Genomic DNA, 15,291 nt, shown 5'->3' on the forward strand with positions numbered 1-15,291 from the left:
ATTCGTTGTTTTTGTGTCTATAACTAAGGTAAACAAAAAATTAATTAAAAACGGGATAAATAGCTAATTTAGTTATCAATAGTGCTAAGTTTTCTTAGTGATGATTGAGTGTTACCGACAACTTTTTATTAATTAATGACGATTAATTGACTCACAGTATAAGGTGAGAAAGAAGTAGATCCATGAACGGTTCAAACGAACTAAAAATTTATTACGCAACGTTGGAATTAATTAGAACTGGCCTTGCGCGTGCGGCAAAACATTTGGTCGAAATTGCTGGGCAGAAAATCGAATTAAAAATTGATGAATCGCTAATAGAAGACGTTGGTGTTGATCAATTGCAGCAGTTCCAAAAATATTTTGCCCTCAGTGAACAATTTAACGGCGACCTCGACGGTACGGCGGTTATTTTATTGCCTGAGAGCGTGGTGAAGGTATTGTTATCCGATCCGTGTTGTTATTTTTCCAGCGAATCCAGCGGCAATAAAGAATTTAAAAAAGACGCGCTGTTGGAGTTGGGTAATATTATTATTAATGCCTGTTTAGGCGAAACTATGACACGGCTGAACTGTTGTCTCGTCACGGAATTACCTGTGTTTTATCACGGTGAAAACAATGACGTTTTTGAATTTGTTAATTTACCCAATGAGCCAGCAAAAATATTCCAAATTCAATTTATCTTAGATGATATCAGTCTCGACAGTTACATTATCTTTTTGTTTGAAAAAACCAGTGCCAGCAAGTTTGAGCGATTAGTAATTCGTGAAGCCGAATAACACACAAATTTTATCAACCTGGTTGCGATGTGGTTTCCGTATCAATCATATTTTGCAGCTTTTCCACGCCGTCTAAAATATTGATAAATTGGCGGCCAAATTCCGTCAGCGAATATTCCACCCTCACTGGAGTTTCGAGGTAGGTTTGTTTATCGATAATTCCGAAATCAATATTTTTTCGCAAGCAATCATTCAGCACTTTGGTGCTTAAACCTTCCACACAGCGCACCATTTCGCCTGGTCGGTTAATGCCATGTTCGAGTAATTGGTAAACCGTTAACGACCACTTACACCCGACAATGGTTTCGACCATTCGTGCCGCTTGCTGGCTGGTTGATGCTTTTCGAAAAAATTTTTCCTGTGTTTTCATTAACTTATACCAATTTGTTCCTAGGTGGCTGAATTGTGCTTACTTATGCAAGCCGCGCCTATCAAGGATAATTTCTCCATACTACATCAAGGAGACACATCCATGAATCAGCAAATGAATTCAACTGCATTGATTGTTGGCGGTTCGAGCGGAATGGGCTTGGCAGTCGCAGAACAATTGGTAAAACAAGCCATTCCTGTGGTTATTGTCGGTCGTGCCCAGCAAAAATTAAATGATGCTGAAAAGCATTTATCGCAATTTGACAGTGCGCCAGTGCAGACTGTTCAAGCAGATCTGTACAACCCAGAAGACGTTCAGAAACTTCAAACTATTATTGATAACATGCAGGCATCCATTAAATATTTGGTGAATGCCGCCGGTTATTTTTTCCCGAAACCTTTTATTGATCACACCGAGCAAGATTACGATCAATACATGGATTTAAACAAAGCGACGTTTTTTGTTACCCAATCGGTCGTGAAAAATATGATTTCCAACGGCGGCGGCTCCATCGTCAACATTGGTTCCATGTGGGCAAAACAGGCGGTTAAAGCAACTCCGTCCAGTGCTTACTCTATGGCAAAAGCTGGATTGCATTCGATGGTTCAGCATTTGGCCATGGAATTAGCGGGTGAGGGAATTCGCGTTAACGGCGTCAGCCCGGCGGTGGTAAAAACACCAATTTACGGCTCGTTTATTGATCCCGCTGAAATTGATACTGCTTTAGAAGGGTTTAACGATTTCCATCCTATCGGCAGAATTGGAACAGCCAACGATATCGCCGATGCGATTGTCTTTTTATTAAAAGACAACGCTAGCTGGATTACTGGCACGGTGCTGGATGTTGATGGTGGCGTAATGGCGGGTAGAAATTAATTATCTCGCGCTTATTAACAGGCACATCTTAAGCAATTGAGGGAAGCTCGTCTTCGGGCTTCCCTTGCTGTTTTATTTCGCATTTTTTATCGATACAACTGTTGAGTGTTTGTCGTCGACAAAATCGAGAAATTGCGATTGCGGCATGGGTTTGGCAATTAGGAACCCTTGAAGTAAATCGCAGCCAGACCGTTCTAAAAACAGTTTTTGTTCTTCCGATTCCACGCCTTCGGCGGCAACGGCGCAGCCTAAGCGCTGAGTGGCTTCTATGATCGCCAGAACAATGTCCCGGTTTTTCGGATTATTGTTCATTGACGCGATAAACGCACGGTCAATTTTAACCAAGCCAATGGGCAGTGTGGTCAAGTGGGTGAGGGATGCGTAACCTAATCCAAAATCATCCAGTGCGAAGGAAACGCCGTAGCTCTGCAGTTCCAACATTACTTTATCGGCGTGCTTGGCATTGCTGATAAACGATTTTTCAGTGACTTCTACTTCGATCTTGCGCCAATCAAACTGAACTTCTTTTTGGCAAGCGTTAAATTTTTCCGTGAAGTGCGGCTCTAAAAACTGAGCGGGCGACATGTTGATCGAAATTCGAAAATCGCCACTGAGCTTTTTAATATCAGACAATTCTTTTGAAAACTCACCCACCTTGCGGATGATCTCCAAACCAAACTCGTGAATGATACGGCATCGTTCCAACGGCGCGATAAATTCCGCAGGCAATAACAGGCCGTTATCGGGATGACGCCAGCGCACCAAGGCTTCGGCGCGGCAGATCTCGCCGGATTCCGCCGCAATGATCGGTTGGTAATAGATTTCAAATTGGTCTTCGTCTAAAGCAACTCGCACTTGCTTTTCAAGCAGCATAGTTGCTTCGGCTTTTTCGTTCATAGTTGGATTGAAAAATTCGAAGAACGCACGTTTATTTTCTTTGGCGCTGTACAAAGCGAGATCTGCGTTTTTAATCAGCTGCTCTGGCGATTGCGCATCGCCCGGATAAATGGTGATTCCGATACTGGTCGAGACGGAAACCTCGTCGTTGCCGACATCGATGGGGGCTTTGATCGAATCCAAAATACGCTTGCTGATGTGGATTAAATCTTTGGGCTGGTCGTAATCCGACACCAAAATATTGAACTCGTCGCCGCCAATACGAGAAATCACATTGGATTCGCGCACGCAAGCGGTCAAGCGCTTGGCCACTTCAACCAACACTTTATCGCCTGCGTCGTGACCGAAGGTATCGTTGATGGATTTAAAGCCGTTCAAATCCAAAGCCATTAAGGCAAACATACCTTGGCTGCGTTTTGACAATTTAATTTGGCGATCGAGATTGGATTTAAAATAACGACGATTGGCCAAACCGGTGAGCGCGTCAAAATACGCCATGCGCTCGATTTCTTCCTGATTTAACCGTTGTTGGGTGATGTCGGTGAAGGTGCCAACAAAGCCGATGATGTTTTTATAAACATCGTATTCGGCCATGAGGTTACCGATCACCCAGGTTTTTTTGTTGGTTTTCTCATGTGTGCGCAGACAGAACTCTTCGTTAAAACCCAGTTTGTTCGATTTAGACTTGTGCCACCGTTGCCGAACCTGATCGCGCTCTTCGTTTTCAATGATGTCGTGCCAGGTCAATTGGTGTAAATCCGTGTGTTTACAGCCAGTCACTTGCAGCCAGGTTTCGTTGGCGTAGCGGACAACACCGTTGCTGTCGGTGCGGAAAATTCCCACAGGAGCGATTTTCGCCAGGGTTTTAAAGCGGTTTTCACTTTCGCGAAAAATGCGTTCGGATTCAATTTCGTTGGTGCGATCACGAATCACCGTGATGATGTTAATTCTTTCATCCGCTTTACTGGTGGAAAACTTAATCTCCACCGGCACCTTGCGGCCGTCTTTGGAACTGAGGCTGGTTGCTACCGGCGGTAAATTCAGATTCTGATCATTATCTAGGGCTCTATTTAAATACAGCATGATGCGGTCATAAACCGAAGCGTTTTGCTTGATTTGATCTTTTGAGAGTAAATCGTTGAGGTGAACGTGTTCGAACTCTTCGCGTGTATAACCGAACAAATCTTCGGCCGAGCTGTTTGCCAGTTCAATTGCGCCAGTGTGGGTAAACACCAAAATGGCGTCGGCGGTATTGTCGATAATGCGCGATAACTGAGTTTGTTCGAGTTTGCGGGTTAACGATTCTTCTCGGTAAGCGTTGGCCAAACGTTTGAGCCAGCACTCTTTAATTACGGAGGCGGTAACGTCGCTGATGACGACTTCGCAGTAAGTCTCATCGCCGATGTCGCGGGATTTAATCGTGATGCTTTGCTGCAAACGATAGAGCTCATTGCCAACACTGTTGGGATCGTACAGCGGCAGCGGCGAGGGATTAAATGAGTTGGACAAAAACGATTGCAAATGCAATTTAACGGCATCGACACAACAGTCGTAAAAGCGGGTCGATTTTAATTCTGGAAACGCTTCTAACAAATGCGAGTTATCGGTTTGGTGAGGGTGAATATCAGCGCGTTTGTAAATCCATTCGTTGATGTAAATAACTTTGAGAGTGGCGTTTAACAACATCACGCCACAGTCGAGTGAATCTACAACCTGTTTTAATTTGATAAAACCTTGCACTTGTCCACTCCTCGATTGCCGTATCGGTTTTCCGGCTTAAGGTGTTGTGCCAGGCTTGTATCTATCAACAGCCACAAATCACAACTGAGATTTCGATTTTGACAGCGTAGAGAGATCTTAAAAAACAAAGCATCTTGTGGATAAGAGTTGAGTAACTCACACAAAATGCCACCTTCTAATTCGGGCGAAGACAACTTGATATTAGACTTTGCTTGCACAATCAGTGTCTTTAAGCAGGTATTCAACAGTGTATTGCCCAACTCCATCAACGCTTCTTGGGTGATAGGCGCTGTGGATTCATCGCCTAAATGGTCGATGTGTCCGGGCAGTAATTGCAATATTTTTTCGTCGGGAAAAACGAGCAATATACTGGCAAGGGTATCGCCGGCGATGGATTGTCGAATGAGGTGGGAAGGCTTGGTAACGTGATCGTGTGGCGTTGAAAATTCGTAGTCGCCGTACAGGCTCTGTTCGGTAATGGCGAGAATCACAGGGCCGCCGAACAGTTTAGAAATCGTTGCTGCTGAGTTTGCAAGTCCTTGGGTTATGCAATTCTCAAGCGGTTGGGTGTCGTTGTGTTTGTAGATGCTATTCATTATCAGCTAATCGGTTTTCGTTGTTTGTCATAGTTTATTGCGTTGTTATTCAGCAATGGGATTGTGGTCGAGCGATCAAAATGTGCGGTATGGCAATAACTATAACGACAATTAAATAATGAACTTTAGGCTGACTATGAAGTATTGAGGAACCGTCTTCTTAGTGCGATAAAACCTGTAGACGAGCGTTACAAAGACTTTAAATAGCGGGACGTGGCCCGTGTTAGAGATGACCTTACAAATAGGTTGAAAAATCTAAAAGCCTTTAAATAGAGGTTTTTCCCGCCTTAATTGTCCAGGGAAATTAACAGAGCCTTCTATTGTTTGTAGCAGATACTTTTGTGAATACAAGAAAGTCGGCACATAAAACCGCGTTATACAGCGTTAGTTTCTATACAAAATTTTTGTCGAGAAATAATTGAATAACAGGGCCGTGAAAACTATCCGGTGAATAACTGGCGTAAACAGCTGTGTATAACGGGTGAGTTACTTTGAATATTGCCGAGCGGCTGGGTTTTATTCCTGTGTTTTAATATTGGCGCTGTTTGGTCATCGCTTAATTGCACACGAAATAATAGTGTGAAACCGTTGAGACAGCGTTGTTTGATAAAAGCTGGGAATTGCAATCTTTTATTTTAATCGAATTTTGAAATATCCAACCTGTCGGTAAACAACCGTTGCGTGTGATTTGAATAAATACGTTCGGCTTACAAAAAATATTGGCTAAGCCGTGTTTTCGTGTTGGTCAAGTCTATGCTAAAAATCGTATGTATTAATCAAAAAAAGAATTTCGTGACTAAGTTTTACGCGAATATTTTCTATTAATTCTTATCTTTTTCTCAGTGACTAAAAATTGTTCTGTGCCGCTAAAGCTCGCCAGATTTGCATTTGCGCCAGTTATCCACACCTTTACTCAGTAATACTGTGGGTGAATTAGAAGTCCATTATTTGCCGGTTTCTAATTATGGTCTAACGCGAAAATACCGGGCAAAGGATTTTCCGTGTCGGCGATTTGTAAAACTTTATGTGCGTATATCCACGATTTTTAATCAGAGTTTGCTTAAAGGTTCATTGACCTTAATAAACGTGAGATGACGGAATCGATCAAATTATCGTGAATGGTTTTATCGCCGCGATGAAATTCCAGGGTGCTCGGTTGAAATCACACGAAGGCTGAGTGTAAGGTCAAGTCTTTAGTGACTAATCCACAGCAAAGGGTCAAGCATGATCGATCGAATTCTTGAATTACGCAATTGTTTGGATGATCTGGTCAATGAGGGTCGCATTGATCGCGGCGACGCGAACTTACTTTCAGGCACGCCAAGAACTCGCGATCAAGCGTTGATGCATCCGCTGGCTTTTATTGCCAGCCAAAATTTGGATGACCCTTCGCGACCCGGAGCGAAGCTGACCGATGAAGTGTTGGCGCAATGGTTGGCCGATAAAGCCAAGCTGCCGCTTTATCACATCGATCCGTTAAAAATTGATGTCGCCAAAGTCACCTCAATTATTTCTTACGCGTTTGCTAAACGACACAACATTCTGTGCGTAGAAGTAAATTCTGAAGAAGTCACCATCGCAGTTGCGCAACCGTTTATGGAAGACTGGATTCCACAGGTTGAGCAGGTCTCTCGCAGAAGCGTACGCAAGGTGGTAGCGAGCCCGGCAGACATCGCCCGCTACATGGTGGAGTTTTACAGTCTCAGCAGTTCCATTTCTGGTGCCCGTGGTATCGGCGGTCAGTCAACCAACGTTACCAACTTCGAGCAATTGCTCGAACTCGGCACGCTAAAAGATCCCGAAGCGAACGATCAGCACATTGTTAATATTGTTGATTGGCTGTTGCAGTACGCATTCGATCAGCGCGCCAGTGATATCCACATTGAGCCCAGACGTGAAGTCGGCAAAATTCGCTTTCGTATTGATGGCATTTTGCATCAGGTTTATGAAATGCCGTCTGCGGTGACAACCGCAGTTGTCAGCCGTTTGAAAGTGCTGTCGCGCATGAACGTGGCTGAGCGCCGCAAACCACAGGATGGCCGCGTGAAAACCAAGCGCGCCGATGAGAGTGAAGTGGAATTGCGTTTATCCACATTGCCGACGGCATTCGGTGAAAAGTTGGTGATGCGTATTTTTGACCCGGAAGTGTTGTTGCGCAGCTTTAATGATTTGGGGCTTGTGGGCGAAGATTTTGCCATGTGGCAGAAAATGATGAAAAGCCCCCACGGCATTATCTTGGTTACCGGCCCTACTGGTTCTGGTAAAACCACCACGCTGTATTCGACCTTAAAGCTGTTGGCGACTTCGGAAGTGAACGTCAGTACGGTGGAAGACCCGATTGAAATGGTCGAAGACAGTTTCAACCAAACCCAAGTAAACCCCCAGATCGACTTTGATTTTGCCTCTGGTATTCGAACCTTGATGCGACAAGACCCGGACATCATCATGGTGGGGGAGATTCGAGATTTAGAAACCGCGCAAATGGCAGTGCAAGCGGCACTGACCGGTCACTTGGTGTTATCCACATTGCACACCAACGACGCGCCCTCGGCGATCAACCGATTGCTGGATTTAGGGGTGCCAAGCTTTTTGATTAAAAACACGGTATTGGGCGTGATGGCACAGCGACTGGTACGAACCCTATGCCCACACTGCAAAGCCGAAGGCAAAATTTCTACCGCCGACTGGGAAGCCCTTGTGCAACCTTGGAAAGCGCCAGTGCCAAAAGTCATCTACGAGCCAGTTGGCTGTTTAGAATGTCGTAACACCGGTTATCTTGGGCGCCAGGGTATTTATGAAATCTTGCCCATGACCCAACCAGTGCAAAAATACGTTCGCAACGACACCGATATTTCACAACTGCGTTTAATTGCCATGAAAGAAGGCATGCGTACTTTGCGGTTGTCCGGCGCGCAGAAAATTGCCTCCGGCATTACCACATTAGAAGAAGTCTTACGTGTCGCTCCTCCCATAGATACGCAATAATTGCTAACGCAAAGACCAAGCAAGCATCGATAGAAGAGCGTTGACAAGATCAACGCCGATTGACCTTATCCACAAAAATATAACGATAACTATGAGCCAATTTTATCCCCCATCGAAACAATTAACCGCGCTTGTTGATAAGTTTTGTGCAAACTTTCAGGAGCGCTGGCCCGAACAGTGGCAAACCATAGAGAATAGGCTGGTTGGAGACCTGCGGGAACAATTTAACCGCACCTTGATTGCCAGCCAATACGTGCAAGACGCGTTCTTAACACACCCCGATATTGTTACCCAAGTTGTGGCAACGCTAGAGTTATCCACAGAAAATCCCAGTGCAGTTTCACACTACCAACAACTCACAGACAAGCTTGCCGCGCTGCTGGACGATGAAAATCTGCCGCACGAACAGTGTGTGTTAACTCAAAGCCAGGTACTGACCAAAATCCAGATCGATAAGCTCACCATGGGCTGGGACAAGCTGGTTCGCCAACACCGCCGGGTTGCCATGATCTCTCTGATTTGGCGGGAGATGAATCAGATTCATAACCACGAACAGATCACCGCGGAGTTGTCGGAATTAGCCAGTGCCAGTGTTCAGTTGAGTATGGATTTACACTACCAGCTGCTGGCGCTGCAACACGGCGTTCCCATCGGCCGAGAAACTAAAACGGTGCAGCCGTTTATTGTTTTAGGAATGGGTAAGCTCGGTGCGTGGGAGTTGAATTTATCGTCCGATATCGATCTTATTTTTGCTTTCCCCGAAGCCGGTGAAACCCAGCCCTTTGAAGGACAAAAAGTCCGCAAGTCGTTGTCGAATCAGGAGTTTTTCGTTCGTCTTGGGCAAAAAGTTATTAAATCCCTCGACTCTCAAACCGCCGATGGTTTTGTCTTCCGAGTCGATATGCGACTGCGACCCTACGGTCAAAGTGGTGCCTTGGCGTCCAACTTCCTTGCCCTGGAAGATTACTATCAGAATCAGGGACGTGAGTGGGAACGCTACGCCATGATCAAGGCGCGGGTGATCGCACAAAGCCAGGGAGCGTGGTTTGACGCATCCTTTGTGGATAAATCCAAAGATGATTTGATGAACCTGTTGCGGCCGTTCAGTTACCGTCGCTATGTTGATTACTCGGTCATCAAAGCCTTGCGCGATTTAAAAGCCATGATTAATCGCGAGGTGAAACTGCGCGGTAAAAGCCAAGACGTGAAACTGGGTTACGGCGGCATTCGAGAAGTGGAGTTTATCGCCCAGGCGTTCCAGCTGATTCGAGGCGGACGCGAAAAACACCTGCAAGACCGACGTTTGTTGAACATTTTGCCCATTCTAGGGCGACTCAATTGTTTGCCCCAAGAAGAAGTTGAAGCACTGACGGCAGCCTACTACTTTTTGCGCCGAGCCGAGCACGCAATTCAAGCCTGGGCTGATCGACAAACCCAAGCTCTGCCTGTGGATGAATTGCCGCAAGCGAGCCTTGCTCACGTCATGGGGTTTGAGCAATGGGAAGATTTCTACGAATGCCTGCAACAACATCGCAAGTGTGTGAACGACTCTTTCCAAGGCGTTATTCAAGAGCCGGAAGAAACCCAAGTTGTCGAAGACTCGCCACAGCTGAGGGTTTGGCAAGCGGTGGTTCAGGGCGAAGTAGGTGCCGATGTCTTAATCGAAGAATTGAATGCCTTTGGTTTTGATCAGCCGGAACAAACCCTTGAGTTATTACGCGAGTTTTCTACCAGTCGCGCCTTGGTGCATATGAATTCGGGCAGTCGAGATCGCATGGACGATATTGTCGGGCGCCTGTTAAAAGAGGTGTCTGAACTCGATTGGCAGTTCCTCAATTGGGAATTGCAGCCGTTACATCAGTCCTCACATACCGTGCTGACACGCCTGTTGCCGTTGCTCGAAGCGACGGCGAGACGAACCGCTTACTTAATTCTTATGCAGGAAAACCCGGCGGTACTGACTCATCTCGTACGGTTGTACGCCGCCAGTGTGTGGATTTCTGAGCAGATAACGCGTCACCCGGCGTTGCTCGAAGTACTTATCGATGCGCCTAATTTGCATCGCGTGCCCGACAAGCAAAGCTTGAATCAAGAACTCAACCAAGCGCTAATTGGTATTCCCAACGATGATCTAGAAGCGCAAATGGAAACCTTGCGCTATTACCGCCGTTCTCACGCCTTGCGCGTCGCTGCCTGTGAATTGAGCGGTGCCTTGCCATTAATGAAGGTGAGTGATTATCTGACTTGGCTCGCCGAGGCAATTCTGGTTCAGGTATTGGAGTTGGCTTGGAATTCTCTGACCGAGCGCCACGGTGTGCCGTGCGACGAGAATGGGCCGATTGCCGATAAAGGTTTTGCCATCATCGCCTACGGCAAATTAGGCGGCATTGAATTGGGCCACGGTTCGGATTTGGATCTAGTCTTTATTCATGACAGCAGCTCGCAATTGTCCACCGATGGCGATGTGCCGCTGGATAATCCAACGTTTTATACGCGTTTAGGGAAAAAGATTATCCACATTTTAAACACACGCACGCCTTCTGGACGGTTGTATGAAGTGGATATGCGTTTGCGGCCTTCGGGAAATTCCGGGTTGCTCGTCAGTAGTTTGCAGGCGTTTGAACGCTATCAGAATGACCAAGCCTGGACTTGGGAACATCAAGCGCTGCTGCGCTCGCGCCCGGTGGCGGGTACGTATTCTCTGATTGAGAAATTCCAGAACTTGCGCGAGCAAATTCTGTGTCGTGCGCGCGATCTTAAAACCCTGCGCTCCGACGTTGTCGAAATGCGGGATAAAATGCGTTCACACTTAGGATCGAAACCGAAACAATCATTATTCCACCTCAAGCAGGATCACGGTGGTATCGTCGACATAGAATTTATGGTTCAATACGCCGCCCTGGCCTGGGCGCACCAACACCCTCGGCTGGTAAAGTATTCTGATAACATTCGGATACTCGACGAAATAGAACAAGCTGGTCTGATGCCATCAAGTGATGTTCAACTCATGGTGGACGCTTACAAAGCCTATCGATCCATCGGCCATCGCCTAGCTTTGCAACAACAACCCAATGTTTTACCCACAGATGCGTTGTTGGAGTATCGTCAAGCCGTGACATCCATATGGCAAAATCTGATGATTGAAGGGGAACTCGATTCACAGGCGTGAACGAGTCGCGGGCGGTAGTTACCGTTCGAAAATTGTAGGCAAAGAATTTATCGGTGGAGTTTTCTATGTCGTTTGCAGATCGCGATGGCGTAATTTGGTTAGATGGTGAATTGGTACCTTGGCGCGAAGCCAAGATACATGTTTTGACCCACACACTGCACTACGGAATGGGTGTTTTCGAAGGTGTCCGTGCGTACAACGCCGACAATCTTGGTGCTTCTATTTTCCGCATGGAAGAGCACACGCGCAGATTGTTCAGTTCCGCACACATCATGAACATGCAAATTCCGTTCAGCCAAGAAGAAATTAACGAAGCACAAAAGCTTACGGTTCGTGAAAATAACCTCGAAGCCGCGTATTTGCGTCCGATGGTATTTTACGGATCAGAAGGCATGGGCTTGCGCGCGGATAACCTTAAAGTCCACGTTGTGGTTGCGTCTTGGAACTGGCCGTCTTACATGTCGCCAGAAGCCAAAGAAATTGGCATTAAAGTGCGCACCTCAAGCTACACTCGCCACCACGTGAATATTTCCATGTGTAAGGCAAAGGCGAACGGTCACTACATCAACAGCATGTTAGCGTTGCAAGAAGCGTTGGCCTGCGGTTGTGACGAAGCTTTGTTGTTGGATGTCGACGGCTACGTCGCTGAAGGCAGCGGCGAGAACTTCTTCCTTGTGCGCGACGGTGTGATTCACACCCCAGAGCTGACTTCGTGTCTTGATGGAATTACCCGCTCAACCGTTATTGGCTTAGCCAAAGACGCCGGCTACACCATCAAAGAGCGCCGCATTACCCGCGACGAAGTTTATATTGCCGATGAAGCCTTCTTTACCGGTACCGCTGCAGAAGTACTGCCAATTCGCGAACTCGATGGTCGTCAAATCGGCAACGGTAAACGCGGTCCTGTGACTGAAAAATTGCAAACGAAATACTTCGATTGTATTCACGGTCGCGATGAGAAATACCTAAATTGGTTGACTCCAGTCGCTAAATAAACTTTTATTAGTGACTTGTAAAAACTAATATAAAAATGAGCCTCAATCGAGGCTCATTTTCTTAATAGCCCAAACAATCAACTGAGAGATGGCCGCTGTGAGAATCCTGGTGCTTAATGCAGGAAGTCTGGCTGATGTGGTGCAAATGCTGCCGGCATTCAGTGACGCCAAACAAGCTCTACCTCATATCGTTATCGACACCTTGGTCGATGAACGCTGGGCAGAAGTGCCTTCCTGGCATCCTGCGGTCGACAAAGTCTACGCTCTACCCATTAAACAGTGGCGCCGTGGTTTTATCTCGTTGATGGCCTCAGACGAACTCAAACGTCTTCGCTTGCAGCTGCGCAAATATTCTTACGATTGGGTGGTCGATTTACACGGCAACTGGTTGAGTGCTTGGTTTAGCCGTTCATTTAACGCAAATTGCGTGGGTTTTAGTCGCCTTAACAATCAGAAAAAAGCCTTTTCGCTGTTATACAACCAGCGCTTTCCAGCAGACGCTCAATTGCACCGAGTCGAACAAATTCGCCGCCTGTTCGCCCAAGGCATGAATTACTCGTTAAAATTTCCGATCTGCCAATACGCATTGGATTCAAAACGATTCAGTCACGCCTACGACGAAAGCGTTGTTTTGTGTTTTGGTTGTCGCCACGTTAAGCGCCGTTATCCCATTGAGCTGGGACGAGAGCTGATCCAAAGTCTGGTTAACAGCGGCTTACGCGTAAAATTATTGTGGCGCGATGTTCAATCGGGCGATTACATCAAAGGCATGGCCGAGGGTATTCCCGGTGTCGAAACCATGCCGAAATTAAAATTGTCGGGCATTGCCGCTGTAATGGTTCAAGCCAAGGCCATTTTGACGGTAGACAATGATCTCAGCCATCTCGCTGCGGCCCTAGAAACACCGACCATTTGTTTATTGAGTGTGGGTTCTGACCGGCAGACCTCGGCCATTGGTTCTAAGATTACGCAGCTAAAAATTGAAGCCTCCAATCAAGAAGATTATTCACCATCGCGATTGCAGCAATTGCTCGATGAATTAATTCATCAGCAATCTTCCATGAAGTTTTCACGTCATTCTCTAGCACATAAAAACTCGGCGTAGTGCGAGTTTAGAAATACTCTTACTCTATGAATCAACAAGTTGATGATCCCCGCGCTAGTCAGTCCAGCTGGCAAATCTACAAACGTCTTTTAGGTTATCTAAAATCCCACAAATTAAAATTCGGCTTGTCGATACTCGGGTTTTTAATTTACAGCCTTACCCAAGCGTCGTTCGGTTATGTGATTGAACAGTTCATTAAAGCGCTGCAAGACTCCAGCGAGAAAGGTTTATATTTTGTGCCGATCTTGGTAGTGGTTTTAGCTTTCATTCGCGGAGCGAGTTATTTTCTCGCCAACTACTCGATGTCGTTGGTGTCGCTGGCGGTGGTGAATGATTTGCGTAAAAACTTGTTCGCAAAAATTCTGTATTTACCCAGTAAATATTTTGACGATCGTAACTCGGCCGAAATGGTTGCCATTATTACGTTCAACATTAATCAGGTCAGCTCGTCGGCGTCGAATGCGGTTAAAACTATTTTTCGTGAAGGTTTTACGGTTATCGCTTTGCTGGTTTATCTGTTCTACAAAAACTGGCAGCTCACGTCTATTTTCTTGATTACCGCACCGTTCATGGCGGGCATTGTTACACTTGCCAGTCGTCGTTTTAGAAAGCTCAGTAAACGCATTCAATCGAGTATGGGCGATATCGCGCACGTTGCTAACGAAGCGATCTCCGGTTATCGCCTCGTGCGCGGTTACGGCGGCGAAGACTACGAGCGACAGCGATTCTTTGAAGGCAGTGAGCGCAATACCACGCAGGGCAATAAATTTAATTTGGTGCACTCCCTGCAAACGCCGGTACTGCAATTTATTTTGGCCTGTGCCTTGGCTGGCGTGATGTTGTTGGTGCTGATTATTAATGGCACCCCAGAAGAACACGTGGCTTACATTGTGATGGCGGGTTTATTGGCGCGACCCATTCGCGCCTTAACCCAAGTCAGTGGCATGATTCAAAAAGGCATTACCGCCGCAGAAAGTGTGTTCGATGTTCTCGATGCCGATTCCGAAGTGAATAAAGGCGATTACAAAACCGATCGCGTTAACGGTGAATTGACCTTTAAACAGGTGAATTTCCAATATTCCGAAGATTCTGGCCTCGCCTTAAAAGATCTTAATCTGACCATTCGAGCCGGTGAAACCGTCGCTTTGGTCGGAAAATCTGGCAGCGGAAAAACCACCTTGGCTGCTTTGATTAGCCGTTACTACGAGCCCAATTCTGGCGATATATTATTAGACGGCAAATCGCTACCGGAATACGAACTCACTAATTTGCGTGAGCATCTCGCCTTGGTGAGCCAAAACATTACTTTGTTTAACTGCTCTGTGGCTGAAAATATTGCTTATGGTCATTTGGCCAATGCCACCCGTGAAGAAATCGTTGAAGCTGCTCGCGCAGCGCACGCGTTGGAGTTTATCGAGCAGCTGCCCGAGGGTTTCGATACCGTTATTGGTGAAGACGGCACCCGTCTCTCTGGCGGTCAGCGTCAGCGCATTGCCATTGCTCGAGCGCTGTTAAAAAATGCGCCGGTACTGATTTTGGATGAGGCAACCTCCGCGCTCGATACCGAATCCGAACGCGCCATTCAATCGGCATTAGAAGCGTTAATGCGCGATCGAACCACCATTGTTATTGCTCACCGTTTATCCACCATCGAAACGGCTGATCGCATTGTGGTTATGGGCAAAGGGGAAATTTTAGAGTCGGGCAGCCACGCACAGTTGCTCGAAAAGCAGGGCGCTTACGCCCAGCTGCATGCGTCTCAACAGCTGGACTAATTCATCG

General features: G+C 46.5%; 10 protein-coding genes. 7 read left to right on the top strand and 3 right to left on the bottom strand.

The window, feature by feature from the left end; genetic code table 11:
• The first annotated feature begins 182 nt into the window (after nt 1-182).
• Nucleotides 183-776 (top strand): hypothetical protein, encoded by a 594-nt coding sequence (locus LU361_RS19120; protein WP_233090768.1) that lies wholly within the window; start codon nt 183-185, stop codon nt 774-776.
• A gap of 13 nt (nt 777-789) precedes the next feature.
• Here the strand turns inward: LU361_RS19120 and LU361_RS19125 are convergent, their stop codons facing one another.
• A complete protein-coding gene (locus LU361_RS19125) occupies nt 790-1,146 on the bottom strand; it encodes a winged helix-turn-helix transcriptional regulator (protein ID WP_233090769.1) in 357 nt (118 codons plus the stop codon).
• 102 nt (nt 1,147-1,248) lie between these two features.
• Here LU361_RS19125 and LU361_RS19130 point away from each other — a divergent pair, with 102 nt between their 5' ends.
• Entirely contained in the window at nt 1,249-2,022 is a 774-nt protein-coding gene (locus LU361_RS19130; protein WP_233090770.1) for an SDR family NAD(P)-dependent oxidoreductase, read from the top strand.
• Nucleotides 2,023-2,094: 72 nt separating this feature from the next.
• Here the strand turns inward: LU361_RS19130 and LU361_RS19135 are convergent, their stop codons facing one another.
• The gene (locus LU361_RS19135; RefSeq protein ID WP_233090771.1) at nt 2,095-4,659 is read right to left on the bottom strand and encodes a sensor domain-containing protein; all 2,565 of its coding nucleotides are present in this window, start codon (nt 4,657-4,659) and stop codon (nt 2,095-2,097) included.
• Nucleotides 4,638-5,255: a chemotaxis protein CheC gene (locus LU361_RS19140; RefSeq protein WP_233090772.1), complete on the bottom strand. Its 618-nt coding sequence runs from the start codon at nt 5,253-5,255 to the stop codon at nt 4,638-4,640. The genes LU361_RS19135 and LU361_RS19140 overlap by 22 nt, the downstream gene beginning before the upstream one ends.
• A gap of 1,224 nt (nt 5,256-6,479) precedes the next feature.
• Here LU361_RS19140 and tfpB point away from each other — a divergent pair.
• The 5 genes from tfpB (at nt 6,480) to msbA (ending at nt 15,284) form a co-directional block, all read left to right on the top strand.
• The gene (tfpB, locus tag LU361_RS19145; protein WP_233090773.1) at nt 6,480-8,240 is read left to right on the top strand and encodes a type IV pilus assembly ATPase TfpB; all 1,761 of its coding nucleotides are present in this window, start codon (nt 6,480-6,482) and stop codon (nt 8,238-8,240) included.
• 91 nt (nt 8,241-8,331) lie between these two features.
• On the top strand, nt 8,332-11,409 hold the full coding sequence (glnE, locus tag LU361_RS19150; RefSeq protein ID WP_233090774.1) for a bifunctional [glutamate--ammonia ligase]-adenylyl-L-tyrosine phosphorylase/[glutamate--ammonia-ligase] adenylyltransferase: 3,078 nt from the start codon (nt 8,332-8,334) through the stop codon (nt 11,407-11,409).
• 65 nt (nt 11,410-11,474) lie between these two features.
• On the top strand, nt 11,475-12,404 hold the full coding sequence (locus LU361_RS19155) for a branched-chain amino acid transaminase (protein ID WP_233090775.1): 930 nt from the start codon (nt 11,475-11,477) through the stop codon (nt 12,402-12,404).
• 97 nt (nt 12,405-12,501) lie between these two features.
• Nucleotides 12,502-13,509, top strand: coding sequence for a lipopolysaccharide heptosyltransferase I (gene waaC, locus LU361_RS19160; protein ID WP_233090776.1), 1,008 nt, complete (start codon nt 12,502-12,504; stop codon nt 13,507-13,509).
• A gap of 26 nt (nt 13,510-13,535) precedes the next feature.
• The gene (gene msbA, locus LU361_RS19165) at nt 13,536-15,284 is read left to right on the top strand and encodes a lipid A export permease/ATP-binding protein MsbA (protein ID WP_233090777.1); all 1,749 of its coding nucleotides are present in this window, start codon (nt 13,536-13,538) and stop codon (nt 15,282-15,284) included.
• Nucleotides 15,285-15,291 lie beyond the last annotated feature (7 nt).

This window comes from Sessilibacter corallicola (genome assembly GCF_021290925.1).
GTDB classification, from domain to species: Bacteria; Pseudomonadota; Gammaproteobacteria; order Pseudomonadales; family Cellvibrionaceae; genus Sessilibacter; species Sessilibacter corallicola.

What these genes read in the sequence shown, in the direction of transcription:
- LU361_RS19120 (WP_233090768.1), top strand. Translation starts at nt 183, where the DNA reads ATGAACGGTTCAAACGAACTAAAAATTTATTACGCAACGTTGGAATTA.
- LU361_RS19125 (WP_233090769.1), bottom strand. Translation starts at nt 1,146, where the DNA reads ATGAAAACACAGGAAAAATTTTTTCGAAAAGCATCAACCAGCCAGCAA.
- LU361_RS19130 (WP_233090770.1), top strand. Translation starts at nt 1,249, where the DNA reads ATGAATCAGCAAATGAATTCAACTGCATTGATTGTTGGCGGTTCGAGC.
- LU361_RS19140 (WP_233090772.1), bottom strand. Translation starts at nt 5,255, where the DNA reads ATGAATAGCATCTACAAACACAACGACACCCAACCGCTTGAGAATTGC.
- tfpB (WP_233090773.1), top strand. Translation starts at nt 6,480, where the DNA reads ATGATCGATCGAATTCTTGAATTACGCAATTGTTTGGATGATCTGGTC.
- glnE (WP_233090774.1), top strand. Translation starts at nt 8,332, where the DNA reads ATGAGCCAATTTTATCCCCCATCGAAACAATTAACCGCGCTTGTTGAT.
- LU361_RS19155 (WP_233090775.1), top strand. Translation starts at nt 11,475, where the DNA reads ATGTCGTTTGCAGATCGCGATGGCGTAATTTGGTTAGATGGTGAATTG.
- msbA (WP_233090777.1), top strand. Translation starts at nt 13,536, where the DNA reads ATGAATCAACAAGTTGATGATCCCCGCGCTAGTCAGTCCAGCTGGCAA.